We start from the raw sequence: 22,686 nt of genomic DNA on the forward strand, positions 1-22,686 counted from the left end.
GGATCGCCAGCAGGCCGATGACCATCTCCAGCGAACGCTCCACGGCGATGCCCACCAGCACATCCGGCCCCACCCCGCGCGCGATCAGCAGGTGTGCCAGCTGGTTGGCCCGGGCATTGAGCTGGGCGTAGCTGAGTTGCTGGCCGGCAAAGACCAGGGCTGGCGCATCAGGCTGCTGCAGGGCCTGGGCTTCGAAACGGGCATGCACCGGCCAGTCCAGGGCGTAGTCCACACGGGTGTCGTTCCACTGCTCGACCGTGGTTTGCAACGCCGCAGGCCTGACGATGCCCAGTTGCCCCAGGCAGGTGTCGGGCTGACTGCCAACCAGTTGTTCGAGCAGCCAGTCCAGACTGGTGCCGAACTGCTCGACTGCCGAGGCATCGAACAACGCCCGGTCGAAGCTGAAGTGCAGCGACATCTGCGCACCCAGGTTGACCGCCAGCGACAACGGGTAGCTGGTCTGCTCATGGTTTTGTACTTCACCAAAGACCAGGCCGATGTTTGCGCCCTGGGCCAGGGCCTCGGATACCGGATAGTTCTCGAACACCAGGATGTTGTCGAACAGGGCAGCCCCGGCCTGGCCGGCCCAACGCTGAATCTCGAACAAAGGGGTGTACTCATGCTCACGTGCTGCCAGGTTTTCCTGCTGCACCTGCTGCAGCCACTGGGACACGCTCGACTCACTGGCCGCCGAAGCCACCACCGGCAGGGTGTTGATGAACAACCCCACTTGACGCTCGATGCCCTTGAGCTCGGCCGGGCGCCCCGCCACGGTTGCCCCGAAGGCGACCGTGGATTGCCCGGTGAAGCGTTGCAACAGCAACAGCCAGGCCGCCTGGACCACCGTGTTGAGGGTCACTTTGTGCTGCCGGGCAAACGCGTTGAGCTGCTCGCAACGCAGCTCATCGAGCACATGGTAGTGATCGCCATGGCCGCTGCGATCAGCCTGATCGGGATCGCGTGCCACGGCCTGGCTGAGCGAGGTAGGTGCCGCCAGCCGGGCGATGCGTGATGTCCAGAATGCTTCGCTGGCCTGCATGTCCTGGCGCTGCAACCAGGCAATGTAGTCACTGAAACGTCCGTTGTGCGGGGCGATGACCTCACCGGCATAGCGTTGCAGCAACTCGCCCAGCAACTGCGAGTTACTCCAGCCATCCATGAGGATGTGGTGGCTGGTGTAGATCAGCCGATAACTCGCCTCACCGGTGCGCACTACGGTCAGGCGCACCAGCGGTGCCTGGGCCAGGTCGAAGCCCCGGGCACGGTCCTGTTGCGCCAGTTCGCTCAGCGCCTGAGCCTGCTCGTCACGGGCCGACCAGTCGAGCACGCTGAAGTTGGCCGCCGCTTGCTTGCAGACTATCTGCCGCGGCTGCTCCAGCTGCCAGATGAACTGACTGCGCAGGATGTCGTGGCTGGCCAGCACCTGCTGCCAGGCCGCGCGGAAGCGCTCGACATCCAGCCCGCTGACATCCACTTCCATCTGGTTGATGTAGTCGCCACTGCCCTGCTGGTACAAAGCATGAAACAGCATGCCCTGCTGCATCGGCGACAAGGGATAGAGGTCATCGATATCGCGGGCCGCCACCGGCAAGGCGTCAAGCTGATCCTGGCTGAGGCCGGCCAAGGGCACATCCGAAGGGGTCAGGGCACCTTGCTCGAGGAGGCAGCAATGCTCGATCAACTCCGCGAGTTCGTCGCAATAAGCCTGGGCCAATCGCTCAATGGTCGCGGCATCGAACAGGTCGCTGCTGAACGTCCAGGTCATGCTCAATTCACCGCCGTAGACCCGGCTGCCAATCGACAGCCAGTTGCCCAGCGGCGCCTCGGCATGCTGCTGGCTACCCGAGCTTTCCTCGGCCGGCACGAACAGTCCCTGTTCGTCGTCGAAGCTGCTGTCGAATTGCCCCAGGTAGTTGAAGGTGATCCGTGGCTGCGGCAAGTCACGCAGTTGCGCCCGACTGGCATCGTCGCCCAGGTACTGCAGCAGGCCCAGGCCAAGGCCTTTGTTGGGGATCGCGCGCAGCTGCTCCTTGATGACCTTGATCGAATCCTCCAGACGCGGTTGCGGGGCCAGGCACACGGGGAACAGGCTGGTGAACCATCCAACGGTGCGGGTCAGATCGATATCGTCGAACAACTCCTCACGACCATGTCCCTCCAACTGGATCAGCACCCGTGGCTGCTCGCTCCAACGAGCGATGACCCGCGCCAGGGCAGTCAGCAGCAGATCGTTGACCTGGGTGCGATAGGCGGCGGGCGCCTGCTGCAACAAGCGCCGGGTCAGTTGCGGGTTCAGCTGACGCTGCACACTGCTGGCGAACGCTGCGCTCAGGCTGCCGTCTGGGTGGTCACACGGCAAATCGACCGGAGCATCCCGCAACTGTGCCTGCCAGTACCCCAGCTCAGCCTGCCCGCTGCTGTGTGCGTACTGTTGCAGGCGTTCGCCCCAGGCCTTGAACGAACTGGTGCGCGGCGGCAAGGACAAGGCCTGACCCGCTTGCAGCTGGGCATAGAGTGCCTGCAGGTCCTCGAACAGGATGCGCCATGAAACCCCATCAACCACCAGGTGGTGAATAACCAGCAGCAAGCGCTGGCTGCCATCGGCCAGGGTGGCCAGCAAGGCGCGCAACAACGGCCCTTGCTGCAGGTCAAGGCTGCGCTGGACCTGCTCGCATACCGCCTCCAGTGCCTGCGCGTCAGCGACCTGGGCACAGATCAGCAACGGCTGGGTTTGCCACAGCTGTTCCTGCAGCTCCAGGCTGCGGTGTTCGGCGCGCCATCGCGCGGCCTCAACCTGGAACGACAGGCGCAAGGCATCGTGATGAACAACCAGCGCGTGCAAGGCGTTCTCCAGATGCTCCGCTTGCAGCGCTTGTTGCGGACGTAGCAACACCGACTGGTTCCAGTGGTGCAGGTCGGGAATCGGCTGCTCGAAGAACCATTGCTGGATCGGCAACAGGGCCAGCGCGCCGCTGACCGGGCCCTGATCGATTTGCAAACGCGACTCGCCACGCTGGGCGACCAGCGCCAGTTCCTGGATCGTCTGCTGGTTGAACAGGTCCTTGGGACTGAACTGAATACCGACGGCACGGGCGCGGCTGACCAACTGGATCGAAATGATCGAGTCGCCGCCCAGTTCGAAGAAGTTGTCGTTACGCCCTACCCGGTCGAGCTTGAGCACCTGTGCCCAGAGGTTTGCCAGTTCTTGCTCCAGCGCCGTTACCGGCGCCTCGTAAATCCCCTGCAGGGCACTGGCATCCGGGGCCGGCAGCGCCTTGCGGTCGAGCTTGCCGTTGGGCGTCAGCGGCAGTTGCGCCAGCAGCAGCCACTGCGCCGGCACCATGTAGTCCGGCAGCACGCTGCGCAGGTGCTGGCGCAGTTCGTCACGCAGCGCCTGCTGCGCCTGCGAATCGTCAAGCAGGGTCAGCTCCGTCGGTACCACATAGGCCACCAGTTGCTGGCCGCTGAGCCCCTCGCGGGCCAGCACCACCGCTTCACGCACGCCAGCCACGGCCAGCAAGCACGCTTCGATTTCGCCCAGTTCGATACGGAAGCCGCGGATCTTCACCTGGTTGTCGACCCGCCCTAGGTACTCCACCACCCCGTCGCCACGCTGGCGCACCAGGTCACCGGTACGGTACAGGCGTCCGCCAGGGGCGAACGGATCGGCGACAAAGCGTTCGGCGGTCAGCCCGGCACGGGCCAGGTAACCGCGCGCCAGTCCCTGCCCGCCCAGGTACAGCTCACCGGCAATGCCTTGCGGCACCAGGTTCAGTTCGCTGTCCAGCACATAGGCGCTACGGGCGCCGATGCGCTCGCCGATCGGCGCATAGGCCGCGCCGCAGCCTTCATCGCCCCCGGCCTTCCAGATCAGCGGCGTGACCACGGTTTCGGTCGGCCCATAGCCATTGATGATGTACTGCGGGCGCAAGGCGCGCTTGGCCAGTTCGAAGCTGGCATCGGGCACCGCATCGCCACCGAAGCAGTAGATCCGCAGCGCTGGCGGGTTGCCCTCGCGCTCGGCATGTTCGGCCAGTTGCTGCAGGTAGGCCGGCGGGAATGCCGCCACCGTCACGCCATGCTGGTGCATCTGCTGGTAAGTCTGCTCCGGGGTCCACAAGGCAGCGTCGCGGATCAGCAGGCTGGCGCCATGGCTCAGGCTGGTCAGCCAACGCTCGTGGGCACCGTCGAAAGCGAACGACATGAAGTGCAGTTCACAATCCTGCGCGGTCATTTCGTAGCGCTCGCCGATGGCCAGGCAATGCATCAGCAGCGGTCCGTGCGCCACGGCCACACCCTTGGGCTGGCCGGTGGAGCCGGAAGTGTAGATCACGTAGGCGAGGTTGTCCGGGTGCAGATCAACCTGCGGATTGTGGTCGCTGTAGGCCTCCAGCCAGTCGCCCGGCACCAGGGTTTCGATGCCGTCAAGCGGCAGACGCTGGCGCAGCGAATCCTGGGTCAGCAGCAAGCTCACCGCACTGTCGGCAAGCATGTAGGCCAGGCGTTCCTGCGGGTATTCCGGGTCCAGTGGTACATAGGCGCCGCCAGCCTTCATGATCGCCAGCAGGCCGACGACCATGTCCAGGGAACGCTCCAGGGCGATAGCCACCAGCACGTCCGGACCGACCCCACGTTCGATCAGGGCATGGGCCAGGCGGTTGGCCCGGGCGTTGAGGCTGGCAAAGTCCAGGCGTTGACCGGCAAACAGCAAGGCGGTGGCCTGCGGCGCCCGCTCGGCTTGCGCTTCGATCAGTTGGTGGACCGCCTGCTCGAACGGGTAGGTCCGGGTCGGGCCATTCCAGACCTGTTCGATCAGCTCGCGCTCGGCAGGGCCGATGGCGTCCAGCTCACCCAGGCAACGATGCACCGGCACACTGGTCAGTTGCTCCAGCAGGTGGTCGAAGCTCTGGCTGAGCTGCTCGATATCCCGCTCCTGGTACAGCCCCTTGTCGAAGCAGTAGTGCAGCGACAGCTCATTGCCCAGGCTGACCGCCAGTGACAACGGATAGTTGGACTGTTCATGGTTGACCACTTCACCGAATCTCAGCCCCAGGCTGTCGCCCTGGGCCAGGGCTTCGGAGATCGGATAATTCTCGAACACCAGGATCGAATCGAACAGGGCACTGCCGCCCTGCCCGGCCCAGCGCTGGATATCCACCAAGGCGCTATGTTCGTGATCACGAATGGCCAGGTTTTCAGCCTGGACCACCTGCAACCACCGCGCGACGCTCATCGTTGGCTCGACACGGGCAATTACCGGCAGGGTATTAATGAACAAACCGAGCTGCTGCTCGATGCCTTTGAGCGCGGTCGGACGTCCTGCAACCGTCGCCCCGAACGTCACGCAGGGTTGCCCGGTATAGCGCTGCAACACCAGCAACCAGGCGGCCTGCATCAAGGTATTGAGGGTGATCTTCTGCTGCCGGGCAAACTCGCCAAATTGCCGGGTCCGTTCGCTGTCCAGCACCTGGTAACGGTGGCCATGACCACTGGCATCGAGCTTGCGCGGCGTACTGGCGAAGGCCAGCGCCAGGTGAGTAGGCGCCGGCAGCTCGGCCAGGCGCGCTTTCCAAAAGGCCTCACTGGCCTGGCGATCTTGCCCCAGCAACCAACCGATGTAGTCGCGATAACGCCCTGGCAACTGGGTGATAGGTTCACCGCTGTAGCGCTGCAACACCTCACCCAGCAGCTGCGAATTGCTCCAGCCGTCGAGCAGAATATGGTGGTTGGTGTAGATCAAGCGGTACCGGTCGGTAGCGGTACGCACCACGGTCAGGTGCAGCAACGGTGCCCGGGCCAGGTCAAAGCCTTGCTCGCGGCGGGTGCGCGCCAATGCCTGTAAGGCCTGCTCAAGGTCCGGCTGCCCGCGCCAGTCCAGTGACTCGAAGCTGGCCGGTGCTTGTTTGCACACCACCTGGACGGCCGGCTCAAGCTGCCAGCAAAAGACCGTGCGCAGAATGTCATGCGCGGCCAGTGCCGCTTGCCAGGCGGCCTGGAAGCGCTCGACCTGCAGGCCCTGGACATCGACCCACATCTGGTTGACGTATTCACTGCGTTGCTGCTGGTACAGCGAATGGAACAACATCCCCTGTTGCATCGGCGACAGCGGATAGATGTCTTCGATGTCGGCAGCGGCGATGTCCAGGCTGTCCAGCTGCGCCTGATCGAGCCCGGCCAGGGGGAAGTCAGCCGGGGTCACGCCAGCGCTCTCTGGCACCAGGCAATGAGCGATCAGCGCCTTGAGTTCGGCAACATAGTCCTGGGCCAGGCGCTCGATGCTCGCGTCGGCGAAACGTTCGCCGCTGAAGGTCCAACCAATGCTCAACTCACCGTCATACACCTGGCCGTTGAGGCTGAGCCAGTTGCTCAGCAAGGTACCCTCGCCCTGTTCCGCGCCCTTGTCTTCAAGTGCCGGTACGAAGAGGTCCTGGGTCTGGTCGAAACTGCCATCGAACTGGCCCAGGTAATTGAACGTAATGCGCGCCTGCGGCAGCTCGGCCAGTTGCGCTCGCAGCGTGCCGCTGCCCAGGTAGCGCAGCACACCCAGGCTGATGCCCTTGTTCGGAACCGCGCGCAGTTGCTCCTTGATCGCCTTGATCGAGTCGTCCAGGGCGACGGCCGGGGTCAGGCACACCGGGAACAAGCTGGTGAACCAGCCCACCGTGCGCGTCAGGTCGACGTCGTCGAACAGCTCCTCGCGGCCATGGCCTTCCAGTTGGATCAGCGCTTGTGGCTGGCCACTCCAGCGCACCACTACCCGTGCCAATGCGGTCAGCAGCAAGTCGTTGACCTGGGTGCGATACGCCGCAGGCGCCTGCTGCAGCAACTGGCGCGTGGTCTCCCGGTCCAGGCGGCTGTACATACAATGGGCATGGCCAGACGACTGGCTGCCATGAGGATTGTCACAAGGCAGCTCGGCGCTGACGCCACGCAAGCCTTGCCAGTGGGCCAGGGCTTCAAGCCCGGCGCCCTGGGCGAACTCACCGAGGCGCTCGCCCCAGACCTTGTAGGCACTGGTCTTGGCCGGCAATTGCCACGCCTGTCCCTGGCATAGCTGCGCATAGGCCGTTTGCAGGTCCTCGAAGAGGATGCGCCATGACACGCCATCGACCACTAGGTGATGAATGACCAGCAGCAGCCGCTGGCTGCCATCTTCCAGCGTGGCCAGCAGGCCGCGCAGCAGTGGGCCGTTGCTCAGGTCCAGGCTGGCCTGGGCCTCAGTGCACGCCGCTTGCAGCGCCTGCGCCGAGGCAACGCGGGTGATCCAGAGCAAGGGCCGTTGCTGCCAGTCCTGACGCTGCCGCTCAAGGTTGCGGTGGCTCGCCCGCGGGCCAGTGAAGGACAGGCGCAGTGCATCATGATGGCTGACCAGGGCCTGCAGCGCCTGCTCCAGCGCCGCTTCATCGACCTTTTGCAAGGGCCGCAGCAACACCGATTGATTCCAGTAGTGAGGGACCGCCACGGCCTGTTCGAAGAACCACTGCTGAATGGGCAGCAGCGCCAGGTCACCGCTGACCGGGCCTTGTTCGAGCAGCTTGCGCACCTCCCCCAACTGCGCCACCAGAGCCAGTTCACGCACGCTCTGGCGGGTGAACAGATCCCGTGCGCTGAAGTGAATACCGGCATTGCGCGCACGGCTGACCACTTGAATGGAGATGATCGAATCACCGCCCAATTCAAAGAAGTTATCGTTGCGCCCGACCTGCTCACGCTTGAGCACCTCGGCCCAGATCCCCGCGATGCGCACTTCCAGCTCACCTTCCGGGGCTTGGAAACGGCCCTGCAGCAGATGAGTGTCCGGAGCAGGCAAGGCCCGACGATCGAGCTTGCCATTGCTGGTCACTGGCAGTTTTTCAAGCAGCACCACGTGGCTGGGCAACAGGTAGTCGGGCACCTGCTGCTTGAATGCTTGCAACAGTGCCTGGCACCAGGGCTGCGGCGCAAATGCGGCCTGTCGTACTTCAACCTCGTCGGCGACGACATAGGCGAGCAGACGCAACCCCGCGCCGAGGTCCATTGGCACCACCGCCGCGCTGGCCACGCCGGGCATCGCCCGAAGGCGCTGGGCCACTTCGTCTGGCTCGACGCGAAAGCCTCTGATCTTGACCTGGTCATCCGCCCGCCCCAGGTAGGCGATGGCACCCTGCTCGATGCGCGCCCGGTCGCCCGTGCGGTACAGCCGCCCGCCTGCGCTGGATGCCGGATCCGGCACGAAGCGTTCGGCGGTCATCCCCGGCCTGGCATGGTAGCCTCGCGCCAGGGTTGGCCCAGCCACATACAGCTCTGCGCTGGTACCCAACGGCGCCGGCTGCAGGTTGTCGTCGAGCAGGTGGATCTGCACCTGGGGCAACGCACGCCCCATGGCGATACGCGACGATGGCGAAGCCGCGGTAATCTCCCCGGCGATCACGCCCACCGTGGTTTCGCTTGGCCCGTAGTGGTTGACCACCTGGCAGTGCGGCGCGAGTAGGCGAAGCTGATCAAGCAGCGCCGTGGAACACGCCTCGCCACCGAGCACCAGGCAATGGCGCGGCAGTACCGCGGCCGGGTCTGCAGCTTCGAGCAGCGCGCTCAAGTGCGACGGCACGATCTTCAGGGCATCGATGGCGTGTTCGACCATGAAGCCGCGGAAGGCCTCGGCATCCTTGACCTGCCGGGCATCGGCCAAGTGCAAGGTGCGCCCCGAACACAGGGCGCCGAACAGCATGGTATGGCCCAGGTCCGCCGCCGGCGTGGAGACCATCGCCATGCTCTGCACCTGGTCCCAAGGCATTTGCGCAAGAATGGCCCGGACATAACCGAGCAACGCGCCATGGCTGACCATCACCCCCTTGGCCTGGCCGGTGGAACCCGAGGTGTAGATCACATAAGCCAGGTTATCCGCCAGGACCTGCGCTGCATCATTCGGCCCCTCTGCCGCCAGGTAGCTGTCGGCAGCGTCCAGGCACACGACCTGTGGAAGCCGCGCCTGGTGTTGCTGGGCTAGCCAGGTGCTGTCGCTCAGCAACAGGTCGACGCCACTGTCGGCGAGCAACTGCTCAAGCCGTTGGCTCGGCGCCTCGGGATCAAGCGGCAGGTAGGCCGCGCCGGCCTTGAGCACCGCCACGATCGCCACGATCAACTCCACCGAACGCGGCGCCCGGACAGCCACACACACGTCCGGCCCAGCGCCGAGCGCGCGCAGGCGACGGGCCAACTGCCCGGCCCGCAGGTCCAGTTCACGGTAGGTCAAGCGCTGGTCATTGCAGACCACCGCCAGTTGTTCCGGCACACGCTGGGCAGCGGCTTCAATCAAGGCATGAATGGACGACTGCGGCTGCGCGGCCAGCACCTGCCCGATGCAGGGCTGGGCAATGGCCTGGCGCTCGGCGGCATCGAGCAACAGCGGCGCCGCCAGGGTGGTATCAGGGTTGTCGCTGAACGCACTGATCAGGGTCGCAAGATGCCGGGCCATCCGTTCGATGGTCTGGGCCTCGAACAAATCGCTGGCATAGATGAACGATGCCGCCATCTCATCGCCATGCTCGAAAGTTTCCAGGGTCAGGTCGAACTTGCTCTGGCACCCGCCCAAGGTCAGGCTCTGGACCCGAAGCTGCTCGTCTACCTGCCACTGCTCGCCACGGCTTTCGCTCTGGTGGTTGTGCAATACCTGGAACAATGGACTCTGGCTGAGGCTGCGCTCCGGCTGCAGCGCCTCGACCAACTGCTCGAACGGCAAGTCCTGGTGGGCCTGGGCCCCCATGACCTGCTGCTTGACCTGGGCCAAAAGCGCACGGAAGGTCAGTTGCCCATGCGGGGTAGTGCGCAACACCAGAGTGTTGACGAAAAAGCCGATCAAGCGCTCGGCTTCCGGGCGGTTGCGGTTACTCACCGGCAGGCCGACGCGAATATCCTGTTGGCCGCTGTAGCGGTATAGCAAGGCATGCAGGCACGCCTGCAGCACCACGAAGGGGGTCAGGTTCTCGCTGTTGGCCAGGCGTTTGAGCCCGGCAACCTGGGCGGCCTCCAGCGCAAGCTGCACCCGCGCCCCGCGATGGCTTGGCTGCGCCGGACGCGGACGGTCGATGGGCAAGCCCAACTGGGGCTGTTCGCCACCCAGTTGCGCGGTCCAGTAGGCCAGTTGCCGGTCGCGTTCACCCGCTTCCATCCAGGCTCGCTGCCAATGCGCGTAATCGACATACTGGATCGGCAAGGCCGGCAAAGCACTGGCACCTTTGCCGGTGAATTCGCGGTACAGGGCAATGAGCTCTTCGACCATCACCTGCATCGACCAGCCATCGGCGATGATGTGGTGCAGGGTCAACACCAGGACATGGTCGTCCTCGGCTACCTGCATCAGGCGCACCCGCAGCAGGCAATCGCAAGCCAGATCGAAGGGGCGCTGGATCTCCGCCTCCATCCGCGCGACCAGCTGCGCTTGATCGAGCGCCAACTCACTGAGTGCCTCGAATGCCACGCTCAGCGCACGGGTCGGCAGGATCTGCTGCGCGGCCAGGCCGTCATGCTCGACAAAGGCCGTGCGCAGCACCGAGTGGCGCTCAATCAGCCGATCAAAGCTGCGCTGCAAGGCGTCCCGTTGCAGCGGCCCATACAGACGCAACGCAGAGGGAATGTGGTAAGTAGCGCTGCCTGGCTGCAACTGCCAGAGAAACCACTGGCGTTGCTGGGCATAGGACAACGCCACCGGCTGATCGGCGTGTTCCACGTGCGCGATGGGCAGTTGCGTCAGGCTCACGCCTTTTTCCTGCAGCTTGTCGAGGAACAACCGGCGCTGGCCCGCAGGCAACTTCAGAAAGCGCTGAACCAGGGCGAGTTTGCTGTTGTGGTCCATCTCAGTTCGCCTCCAGCACGGTGAGGAAATCGTGCAGGTCATCGAGGGTGTCGCTCATGTCGAGGCTGACCAATGGCGTGATTGCCTGAGTGAAACCTTGCAAGGTGCTGTCCTTGAACAAAAGACTCAACGCAATGTTCGCCCCCAGTTCCAGCTGGACCCGAGCCATGACCTGGGTAGCCAGCAGCGAGTGCCCACCCAGTTCGAAAAAGTTGTCATGCATACTGATTGCCGGGACCTTGAGCAGGTCCTGCCAGATCGCCGCCACGCGCTTTTCCAGGTCGCTGGCTGGCGCTACGTGCAAACGGCGCAACGCATCGGGATCCGGTGCCGGCAGTGCGCGGCGATCCAGTTTGCCGTTGGGTGACAACGGCATGGCCTCCAGGCGCAACAGGTGCGCGGGCACCATGTAGTCGGGCAGACACTCCTTGAGCCAGGCCTTTAGCGGCACCCTCCAGTCGTCCTCACCCGCTGCCAATGCCGGCGCCACCAGGTAAGCCACCAGTTGCATGCCGGCCGGCCCCTCTACCGGCATCACCAACGCCTCACGGATCCGTGGGTGCTCCAGCAGTTTCGCCTCGATTTCGCTCAACTCGATACGGAAGCCACGCAACTTGATCTGATGGTCGCTGCGCCCGACATACTCGATGTCACCGTCGGCCAGGCGCCGTACCAGGTCACCACTGCGGTACAAACGCCCGCCACCGGACGCGAACGGGTTGGGCATGAAGCGCTCGGCAGTCAGCCCAGGCCGGGAGAAGTAACCCCGTGCCAACAAATCACCGCCGATCATCAGCTCGCCGATCACGCCAATCGGCGCCAAGGCGCCACTGCCATCGAGCACATACAGCGAACGCCCCGGCAGTACCTGGCCGATAGGCGGGTTCGCGGTGCCAGCTGAACGTGAGCGTTCAGTGCTGCAGTCGTAGGCGCTGACCGTCACGGTTGCCTCGGTTGGGCCGTAGGTGTTGAGCAGGCGCACACCCTTGAGGCCAGCGGCATGCCAAGCGGCCAGCGCATCGGCCGACATCGCCTCGCCCCCGGCGTGCACCTGGCGCAACGCGCCATAGCTGGTACGCGGCTGCGCGGCAAAGTCCTTGGCCAGCATCGCCCAGTAGGCTGTGGGCAGGTCGGCAACACTGATGCCCTGAGTGATCAACGCCTGATGGAACATCTCGCTTGACCAGATTTCGTTACCACGCAGGACCACCGCCGCGCCACAGCTCAGCGCCGGGAACAGCTGTTCGATAAAACCGTCGAAGTTGAAGGTCGCAAATTGCAGCACCCGGTCGCTCGGCACCAGGCCAAAGAAACCGATGCACATCTGCACATGGGCCGTCAGTGCGGCCTGGCTGATCGCCACGCCTTTGGGCCGCCCGGTGGAGCCTGAGGTGAACATCACATAGGCGAGGTTATCCGGCTCAGCCGTGCGGCACGGGTCCGGATGCTCACTGCCATCATGCTCATCGAGCACCCTGTCCAGGCAGATTTCAGGAATGTTCTGGGCCACGGCCAGTGCGTCAAGCAACCAGCTCTGGCTGACCAGGCAGGCCAGGCCGGCATCTTCGATCATGCACTGCAGGCGGTCAGCCGGGTACTGCGGATCCATCGGTACATAGGCGGCGCCGCACTTGAGCACAGCCAATACCGCGATGACCATGCCCAACCCGCGCTCGACGGCAATGCCGACCCGCGACTCGGGCCCCACGCCGACGGCCAGCAACTGGCTGGCCAGCAGGTTGGCCTGGGCATTCATCTGCCGATAGGTCAGTTGCCGGTCTTCGTGGACCAGCGCCACGGCTTCCGGCGTTTTTACCACCTGGGCTTCGATCAGGTCCGGGACAGTATCGGGGCTTGGCTGAGCGCACCCCTGCACACCACTCCACTGTTGCAGCAACTGCTGGCGCTGGGGAGCATCGAGCAGGTCGAGTTGATCCACGCCAGCATGGGGCTGGGCCACGATCGCTTGCAGCAGGTTCGACCAGTGCCCGCCCATGCGTTCGAGCGTTGCGTGCTCGAACAGCTCGTCCATATAGGTGAAGGAGCCGACCAGGCCCTGGTCCGACTCGAAGGTATCCAGGCTCAGGTCAAATTGCGCCGCCTGGCTATCGAACACAATTTCTTCGATGCTCAAACCATCCAGTTGCTGGGTTGGCAGGCCGCCACGGGCAGCACTCTGGTGGTTATACATGGCCTGGAACAGAGGACTCTGGCTCAGGCTACGCTCGGGTTGCAAGGCTTCGACCAGTTGCTCGAACGGCAGGTCTTGATGGCCCTGGGCTTGCAGCGCGGCTTGCTTGACCTGCTGCAGCAGCTGGGCGAAGGACTGGCGCCCCTGGATATCGGCCTTGAGCACCTGGGTGTTGACGAAAAAGCCGATCAGGCGCTGGGTTTCAGGCCGGTTGCGGTTGGCGTTCGGCACACCCACGCGGATGTCCGACTGGCCGCTGTAGCGATGCAACAGGACCTGGAAACTGGCCAACAGCAGCATGAACAACGTCACGCCTTGCTGCTGGGCCAAGTCCTGCAAGCCTTTGCTCAGTGCCAACCCCAGCGGCACATCGACCCGGCCACCACGATAGCTTTGGCTGGCTGGCCGCGAGTGGTCCAGGGGCAGCTCCAGCACCGGCTGTTCGTGGCCCAGTTGCGCGGCCCAGTAATCCAATTGCCGGGCACGCTCGCCGGCCTCCATCCAACTCCGCTGCCAGAGCGCATAGTCGGCGTACTGAATGGGCAATGGCGGCAGCTGCGGCGAGAGGCCCTGGGCGAAGGCCTGGTAGCACGCCACCAGCTCCTGAACCATGATCTGCATCGACCAGCCATCAGAAATGATGTGGTGCTGCACCAAGACCAGCACATGCTCCTGCTCGCTGATCTGCATCAGGCTGACCCGTAGCAACGGCCCAGCCTGCAGGTCGAAAGGTTGTTGCACCTGCGCCTCAACCAGCGCCCTCACCTGCGCTTCGCTGCACTCACCAATCGGCTGCACCTGCAGGTCAACCGCCAGGTCAGCGGCGATGACCTGACGGGTCTGGCCTTCAATCTGGGTGAAATGCGTGCGCAGGCTTTCATGACGCTCCACCAGCGCGGCGAAACTGCGCTGCAGGGCCGACAGGTCCAGCGCGCCGCGCAAGCGCAGTGCGGCCGGGATGTGATAGGCGGCGCTGTGCGGTTCCAGCTGCCAGAGAAACCACTGGCGCTCCTGGGCATAGGAAAGCTTCAGGGGTTCGCCAGGGTCTCGCTTGAACACCGGCGCCACATCGAAGAGATTGACCCCTTCCTTTTTCAGCAGGATGGCCAGGGCCTTTCTTTCCTGTGCAGACAGCACACCTATCGAATCAATCAACTCTTGCACGCCATGCCCCTCATTCGGAAAGCAGTTTTTCTAGATCATTGGCAGATAAACGTTTGAGGGCGGCCAACGATTTAGCCAAGGCGTCCTGTACCGGTGAATTTTCCTTGCGCAGCGCCTCTACCTGCTGGGCGAAGCCGGCCAGGTCGGGATGACTGAACAAGGTTTTGAGGGCAATTTCGACGTGCAATTGCTCACGCACGCCGACGATCACCTGCATGGCCAGGAGCGAGTGACCGCCCAGCTCGAAGAAGTTGTCGTTACGCCCTACCCGGTCGAGCTTGAGCACCTGTGCCCAGAGGTTTGCCAGTTCTTGCTCCAGCGCCGTTACCGGCGCCTCGTAAATCCCCTGCAAGGCACTGGCATCCGGGGCCGGCAGCGCCTTGCGGTCGAGCTTGCCGTTGGGCGTCAGCGGCAGTTGCGCCAGCAGCAGCCACTGCGCCGGCACCATGTAGTCCGGCAGCACGCTGCGCAGGTGCTGGCGCAGTTCGTCACGCAGCGCCTGCTGCGCCTGCGAATCGTCAAGCAGGGTCAGCTCCGTCGGTACCACATAGGCCACCAGTTGCTGGCCGCTGAGCCCCTCGCGGGCCAGCACCACCGCTTCACGCACGCCAGCCACGGCCAGCAAGCACGCTTCGATTTCGCCCAGTTCGATACGGAAGCCGCGGATCTTCACCTGGTTGTCGACCCGCCCTAGGTACTCCACCACCCCGTCGCCACGCTGGCGCACCAGGTCACCGGTACGGTACAGGCGTCCGCCAGGGGCGAACGGATCGGCGACAAAGCGTTCGGCGGTCAGCCCGGCACGGGCCAGGTAACCGCGCGCCAGTCCCTGCCCGCCCAGGTACAGCTCACCGGCAATGCCTTGCGGCACCAGGTTCAGTTCGCTGTCCAGCACATAGGCGCTACGGGCGCCGATGCGCTCGCCGATCGGCGCATAGGCCGCGCCGCAGCCTTCATCGCCCCCGGCCTTCCAGATCAGCGGCGTGACCACGGTTTCGGTCGGCCCATAGCCATTGATGATGTACTGCGGGCGCAAGGCGCGCTTGGCCAGTTCGAAGCTGGCATCGGGCACCGCATCGCCACCGAAGCAGTAGATCCGCAGCGCTGGCGGGTTGCCCTCGCGCTCGGCATGTTCGGCCAGTTGCTGCAGGTAGGCCGGCGGGAAGGCCGCCACAGTCACGCCATGCTGGTGCATCTGCTGGTAAGTCTGCTCCGGGGTCCACAAGGCAGCGTCGCGAATCAGCAGGCTGGCGCCATGGCTCAGGCTGGTCAGCCAGCGCTCGTGGGCACCGTCGAAGGCGAACGACATGAAGTGCAGTTCACAATCCTGCGCGGTCATCTCGTAACGCTCGCCGATGGCCAGGCAATGCATCAGCAGCGGCCCATGCGCCACGGCTACGCCCTTGGGCTGGCCGGTGGAACCGGAGGTGTAGATCACATAGGCGAGGTTGTCCGGGTGCAGATCAACCTGCGGGTTGCGGTCGCTGTAAACTTCCAGCCAATCGCCCGGCACCAGGGTTTCGATGCCGTCGAGCGGCAGGCGCTGGCGCAGCGAATCCTGGGTCAGCAGCAAACTCACCGCACTGTCGGCAAGCATGTAGGCCAGGCGTTCCTGCGGGTACTCCGGGTCCAGTGGTACATAGGCACCGCCAGCCTTCATGATCGCCAGCAGGCCGACGACCATGTCCAGGGAACGCTCCAGGGCGATACCCACCAGCACGTCCGGACCGACCCCACGTTCGATCAGGGCATGGGCCAGGCGGTTGGCCCGGGCGTTGAGGCTGGCAAAATCCAGGCGTTGACCGGCAAACAGCAAGGCGGTGGCCTGCGGCGCCCGCTCGGCTTGCGCTTCGATCAGTTGATGGACCGCCTGCTCGAACGGGTAGGTCCGGGTCGGGCCGTTCAGCTCCAGCAACTGGCGATCCCGCTCCTGCTGATCGAGCAGGTCCAGGTTGCCAATACAGGTCTGCGGCTGCCGGACCACCGCCCGCAGCAGTTGGGTCCAGTGCCCGGCCATTCGCTCGATGGTGCGCGGTTCGAACAGCTCGGCCATGTAGCTCAGCGTGGCGCACAGGCCATCGGCGGACTCCAGGGTGTCCAGGGTCAAGTCGAACTGCACGGCATGGCCACTGAAGGGACGCTGCTCCACCTGCACGCCACTCAGGTGACGTACAGCACTGGCTGTCCGGCTCTGGTGGTTGAACATCACCTGGAACAACGGATTCTGGCCAAGCGTACGCTCTGGTTGCAGGGCTTCAACCAGTTGCTCGAACGGCAGGTCCTGGTGAGCCTGGGCTTGCAGGGCGGTGTGCTTGACCTGCTGCAGCAACTGATCGAAGCCCAACTGACCGTCGAGCGACGCCTTGAGCACCTGGGTGTTGACGAAAAAGCCGATCAAGCGCTCGGTTTCGGCGCGATTACGGTTGGCATTGGGCACGCCAACGCGAATATCGGACTGACCGCTGTAACGCTGCAACAACACCTGGAAGCTGGCCAGTAGCAGCATGAACAAGGTGACCCCCTGCTCGCGGGCACAGTGCTCCAGTGCCTGGGTGAGGCTGTTGTCGAGGCTGAACTCCAGGCTGGCACCGCGATGACTCGGCGTGACCGGCCGTGGATGGTCCAGCGGCAACTGCAACACCGGCTGCAGCGTGCCCAGCTGTGCACGCCAGTAGCTCAGTTGCCGCTCACGCTCGCCGGCCGCCATCCAGGCACGTTGCCAGTGAGCGTAATCGGCGTACTGCACCGGCAATTGCGGCAACTGCAGCGGCCGTTGTTCAAGGCAAGCCTGGTAACCCTCCACCAGCTCCTCGACCATCAGTTGCATCGACCAGGCATCGGAAACGATGTGGTGCTGAACCAGCAGCAGCGCATGATCGTCAGCCGCCAGGCGCACCAGGCGAATCCGCAGCAGCGGCCCGGCCTGCAAATCGAAAGGTCGCTCGATCTCGGCGGCGAATAGTGCCTCCACACCTGCTTCATCAGCGCCTTGCTCAAGCACCAGTTGTAGCGTCGATACCGGCTCGATCACTTGCAGCGCCTGCCCCTGCACCACCTGTACGTGGGTGCGCAGGGACTCGTGGCGCGCCAGCAACCGGGCAAAACTTTCGCGCAGCGCGGCGACCTGCAACTCGCCACGCAAGCGCAGCGTCACCGGCAGGTTGGAGGCGGCGCTGTGCGGCGCCAGTTGCCAGAGGAACCATTGCCGCTCCTGGGCAAACGACAGCGGCAGGGCCTGCTCGCGGGATACCGGCTCGATCGCCGTGCAAGCGCTAGGGGCCTGTTGCTCGAGCAGTGCCACGAAGGCTTCCAGCGAGGAGGTTTCGAACAACGTCTTGAGGGCGATCTCAATCGACAGCTCACGACGAATGCGCGACACCACGCGGGTGGCCAACAATGAGTGCCCACCCAGGGCAAAGAAGTTATCGCCAAGGCCCACTGGCGCCTGTTCAAGCACCTGCTCCCAGATCAATGCAACGGCAGCTTGCAGGGCGGTGCGCGGGGCACTGTAGTGCGACTCGCCATTGGCCGCGTCGGGCAGCGGCAAGGCTTTGCGGTCGACCTTGCCATTGGGGGTCAACGGCAGCTGCGCAAGGAACAGGACATGCGCTGGCACCATGTAGTCCGGCAAGGTCTGGCGCAGGAAGGCCTGGACCGCCTCGCGGCGCTGGTTCGTGGAGGCGTCCTGCGCAGTCGGTTGTTCCTGCAGGTACGCCACCAGCTGTACCCCGCCCTGCAAGGGCTGGGCAACCACAACCGCGGCACTCACGCCCGGGCATTCAAGCAGCTGCGCCTCAAGCTCACCCAGTTCGATACGGAAGCCACGAACCTTGACCTGGTGATCGATCCGCCCGGTGTAGTGCATGACGCCTTTATCGTCGTAACGCACCAGGTCACCCGTGCGGTACATGCGCAGCCCATCGGCCGAGAACGGATCCGGCACGTAGCGCTCGGCCGTCAATCCCGGACGGTTCAGGTAACCGCGGGTGACGCCGTCGCCTGCCAGGTAGAGCTCGCCATTGAGACCAATCGGCAAGGGTTGCAACTGGGCATCGAGCACATACCCGGCGGTATTGGTGACAGGCCGCCCGATGTTCGCCTCACCGCCTGCGGCACGCAGGGCCTGGGTGGAATAGGTGGTGTCTTCCGACGGGCCATACAGGTCGTGCACCCGCGCAAGGCTCGGGAGTCGATAAAGCGCATCGACCAGCGCCTGTTTCAGCGGCTCACCGGCCAGGTTGATGATGCGTACGCTTGGCGGAATGTGCCCGGCCTGCTCCAGGGCGGCAATGGCCGAGGGCACGGTATTGATCAGCCGTACCTGGTCGCGCGCCGGCAGATCCGGCAAGGCCAGCGCATTACGGGCCAGGATGCAGTGGCCACCGCAAGCCAGGGTGACGAACAGTTCCCAAACCGACAGGTCGAAACAGATCGAGGTGCTGGCGAGAACGCCTTGCAGGTCATTCTGACTGTAGACCCTGGCAGACCAGTGGATCAGCGCCCGCACGTTGTCATGGCTGATGGCAACGCCTTTGGGCTTGCCGGTAGAGCCTGAGGTATAGATGACATAGGCCAGGTTGCTCGCAGACACCGCCTGGCAAGGGTCAGTGTCTTCGCTTGCGCTGTCTTCGAGAAGGGCCGCCACTGGCAGCAGGCGTTCTTCCGGCAACACCAGCTCACGCACGTCAGCGGTGTCATCGACCAGCACCCAGGCCGCCTGACTGTCCTCGAGCATATGTGCCAGGCGTTCGCCCGGGTAGTCCAGGTCCAGTGGCACATAAGCGCCACCGGCCTTGAGCACCGCCAGCATGGCGATCAGCATGTGCGGCGTGCGCGACATGGCAATCGCCACGCGCACCTCCGGGCCGACGCCGCGGGCGATCAAGCAATGCGCCAGACGGTTGGCCTGGACGTTGAGCTCGGCATAGGTCAGGGCTTGATGCTCGTGAACAAGCGCCATGGCATCCGGCGTCCTGGCCACCTGCAGCTCGATCAGGCCGTGGATAGTCTGCGCCGGTTGCTGACGCGCCTGCCGCGGGTTCCAGAGGCTGATCTGACGCTGCTGCTCGGCCACCGGCAGCAGCCGCAGGTCGCCCAGATGGCCCTCGCCGCCGACGTTGAGCATTTCATCCAGCAGCTGCGCCAATTGTGCGCTCAAGCCGGCCACCCCCTCACAGGTGAAACTGGCCAGGGCGAAGCGGTAATGCAGCGATAGCCTTTGCGCGGCAGTAACCGACAGGGTCAAGGGCAAGCTGGTCTGCTCCTGGCTGCGGATATTGCTCAAATGCAAGCCGTCCAATGCCGACGCACTCAGTGCCTGGTCCACCGGGTAGTTTTCGAATACCAGCAAGGTATCGAACAAGGCATCCCCCTGCCCGGCCCAGCGCTGGATCTCGAACAATGGCGTGTGTTCGTGTTCGCGCAATTGCAGGTTCTGCGCCTGCAATGCCTGCAGCCATTGCCCCAGCGCCAGGTGCCCTGGCACTTGGGCAATGACCGGCAGGGTATTGATGAACAGACCGACCTGCTCTTCTACCCCGGGCAAGTCACTGGGCCGGCCAGCAACCGTGGCCCCGAAGGCCACGCACTGCTGCCCGCTGTAACGTTGCAAGAGCACCAGCCAGGCGCCTTGAATCACCGTATTGAGGGTGACCTTGCAACGCCGGGCAAATGCCTGAAGGGCGGCACTGGCCTGCTCGTCAAGGTGCTGCCAATGCTCATCCTGGCCTTGGGCAGCGCTGTCGGGCAGTGGATGAATCGAGCGTCCCAGGCGGGTCGGGACTTCCAGACCGGCCAGTTGCGTGTGCCAGAACGCCTTGCTGGCCTCCTGATCCTGGCGTTGCAGCCAGGCGATGTAGTCCTGGTAGCGTCCGGCCGCGGTTGCGCAGGTGCCGGTGCGATAGCGTTGCAGCACTTCAGCCAGCACCCGCGCATTGCTCCAGCCGTCCAGCAGGAGGTGATGGTGGGTATAGATCAGTTGATACTGATCGTCAGCCAGACGCACCAGCAGCAGACGCAACAGCGGCGCCTGGTCGAGGGCAAAGCCACGGCTGCGTTCGCTCAGCGCCAGAGCGTCGAGGCGCAGTTGCTGATCCTCCTGGCCACGCCAGTCCTGTTCGGCAAAGTCCACGGCGGCGCGCTTGTCGACCCGTTGCAGCGGCTGCTCCAGATGCCAGAGGAAGGTCGTGCGCAGGATGTCGTGAGCGTCGACGGTGTGCTGCCAGGCCTCGCGGAAACGAACGCTGTCGAGCCCCTGGATATCCATGCGCAACTGGTTGATGTAGTCCCCCCGGTCGGCCTGGTAGAGGCTATGGAACAACATGCCTTGCTGCATGGGCGACAATGGGTAAAGGTCCTGGATATCACCGGGACACCCGGGCAAGGCATCGAGCTCGGCTTGCGACAGCGCCGCCAGGGGGACATCGGAAGGTGTCAGGCCACCATTGGCCGGCTCACAACAGTGGGCGACCAGGGCCACCAGCTCCCGGCGGTAATCCTCAAGCAAGGCTTCAATGGTCGCAGCGTCGAACATCTGCTCGCTATAGGTCCATTGCAGGCTCAAGCGTGCGCCGTGCACCTGACCTTCAATACTCAGCCAGTTCGCCAGAGGGGCATTTTCATCCTGGGCGTGGCCTGCGCTTTCCGCGGCCGGATAGAAGGCGGCGTGCTCGTCGAACTGACTGTCGAAACGTCCCAGGTAGTTGAAGGTGATGCGTGGACGCGGCAGACCGGCCATCACCTGCCGGGTCTGGGCATCGCCCAGGTAACGCAGGATGCCGAAGCCAACACCTTTGTCCGGCACCGCGCGCAGCTGCTCCTTGATCGACTTGATCGACGCCGACAGGCTCTGGCTGGCTTGCAGCTTGAGCGGGAACAAGCTGGTAAACCAGCCGACCGTGCGGCTCAGGTCGATGTCGTCGAACAGCGCTTCACGGCCGTGGCCTTCGAGCTCGATCAAGGTCGAGTCATGACCGGTCCAGCGCCTGATTACCCGTGCCAGGGCGGTCAGCAGCAAGTCGTTGACCTGAGTGCGGTAGGCCGCCGGCGCCTCTTGCAGTAGCTGCCGGGTCAGTTCGGCATCCAGTTGCAGTTGCTGTTTGCGCCCATGACGATTGAGCAGGCTGCCCTGGGCATTGCGCACCGGCAGACTCTCGTGCGCACCTGCCAGGTGTTGCTGCCACCAGCGGCACTCTCCAGTGCGGGTCGCCGCGTTGTCCAGCAAACGTTCGGCCCACGCCTTGTAGCTGCTGGTCTTGCTCATCGCCAGTGGCGCCTTGTGCAGCAGGCAACGCTCATAGTTGGCCTGCAGGTCCTCCAGCAGAATGCGCCACGACACCCCATCCACCGCCAGATGGTGAATGACCAGCAGCAAACGCTGGCTACCGTCCGGCAGCTGCGCCAGCACTGCACGCAGCAGCATGCCCTGCTCCAGTGACAGGCTGCGTTGAGCCTCTTCACAAAGGGCCAGCAGGGCTTGAGCCGAGTCGACCTGACGCTGCCACAGCAGCCCTGCCGGCGGCTCGGCGACATAGGCTTGCTGCCAGCCCTCGGCCTGCGCGACGAAACTCAGGCGCAGGGCGTCATGCTGCCCCAGCAAATGCTCAAGGGCCCGCTCCAGCGCGCCGGCTTGCAAGGCATTGCGCGGCTGCAACAACAGCGACTGGTTCCAGTGCGCACGCTGAAACTGCGCCAGTTCAAAGAAAGCGTGCTGCACCGGCGTCAGCGGCAATGCGCCCTCAACCGGCAACTGCACGGCCTGCTCAACAGCTGCGGTGCTGGCGATCCGCGCCAGGCTGGCGACCGTTTGGTGCTGGAACAGGTCACGCGGACTGAAACCAATACCGACCTGCCGCGCCCGGCTGACCAATTGAATGGAGATGATCGAATCCCCGCCCAACTCGAAGAAGTTGTCCGTGCGCCCTACCCGCGCCACGCCCAGCACCTGGGCCCAGAGCGCGGCCAAGGCCTGCTCCAGTTCACCCTGAGGCTCAAGGTAATCCTCCTTCGCCTGCGCCTCGAAGACCGGCAGCGCCTTGCGTTCCAGCTTGCCGTTGGGGCTCAGCGGCATCCGCTCCAGGGCCAGCCACTGGCTCGGCACCATGTACTCCGGCAGGCGCTGCCCCAGGTGGCTTGCCAACTCGCCGCGCCAGTCCGCTGTTTCCTGCTCCAGCACCACGTAGCCGACCAGGTACTTGCCTTCAACCGCCAATACCACCGCCTCGCGAACCAACGGATGCTCGAGCAAGCGTGCCTCGATCTCGCCCAGCTCGATCCGCAAGCCGCGCAGTTTCACCTGGTGGTCCAGGCGCCCGGCGTATTCGAGCACGCCATCCGCCCGGTAGCGCGCCAGGTCACCGGTGCGGTACATCCGCGCGCCGGCCACGAACGGGCTGGCGACAAAACGCTCGGCTGTCAGCCCAGGGCGACGGTGGTAGCCGCGGGCAAGCCCGCTACCGCACAGGTACAGTTCGCCCAGCACCCCCGCTGGCACCGGCTGCAA

General features: G+C 64.4%; 2 protein-coding genes and 3 pseudogenes. All 5 read right to left on the bottom strand.

The window, feature by feature from the left end:
- Positions 1-172, bottom strand: a pseudogene (locus ACRESH_RS22335) (AMP-binding protein); the annotation flags it as partial.
- A 165-nt stretch (positions 173-337) separates the two neighbouring features.
- Positions 338-7,645 (bottom strand): annotated as a pseudogene (locus ACRESH_RS22340) (amino acid adenylation domain-containing protein); the annotation flags it as partial.
- Positions 7,625-10,873: pseudogene (locus ACRESH_RS22345) on the bottom strand (amino acid adenylation domain-containing protein); the annotation flags it as partial. The pseudogenes ACRESH_RS22345 and ACRESH_RS22340, both read right to left, overlap by 21 nt.
- Entirely contained in the window at positions 10,833-14,186 is a 3,354-nt protein-coding gene (locus tag ACRESH_RS22350) for an amino acid adenylation domain-containing protein (protein WP_431744021.1), read from the bottom strand. The gene ACRESH_RS22350 and the pseudogene ACRESH_RS22345, both read right to left, overlap by 41 nt.
- 10 nt (positions 14,187-14,196) lie before the next feature.
- Positions 14,197-22,686: amino acid adenylation domain-containing protein (locus ACRESH_RS22355; RefSeq protein WP_431744022.1), on the bottom strand; the 8,490-nt coding region annotated here is incomplete at its 5' end.

Source organism: Pseudomonas sp., assembly GCF_050739775.1.
GTDB lineage: Bacteria > Pseudomonadota > Gammaproteobacteria > Pseudomonadales > Pseudomonadaceae > Aquipseudomonas.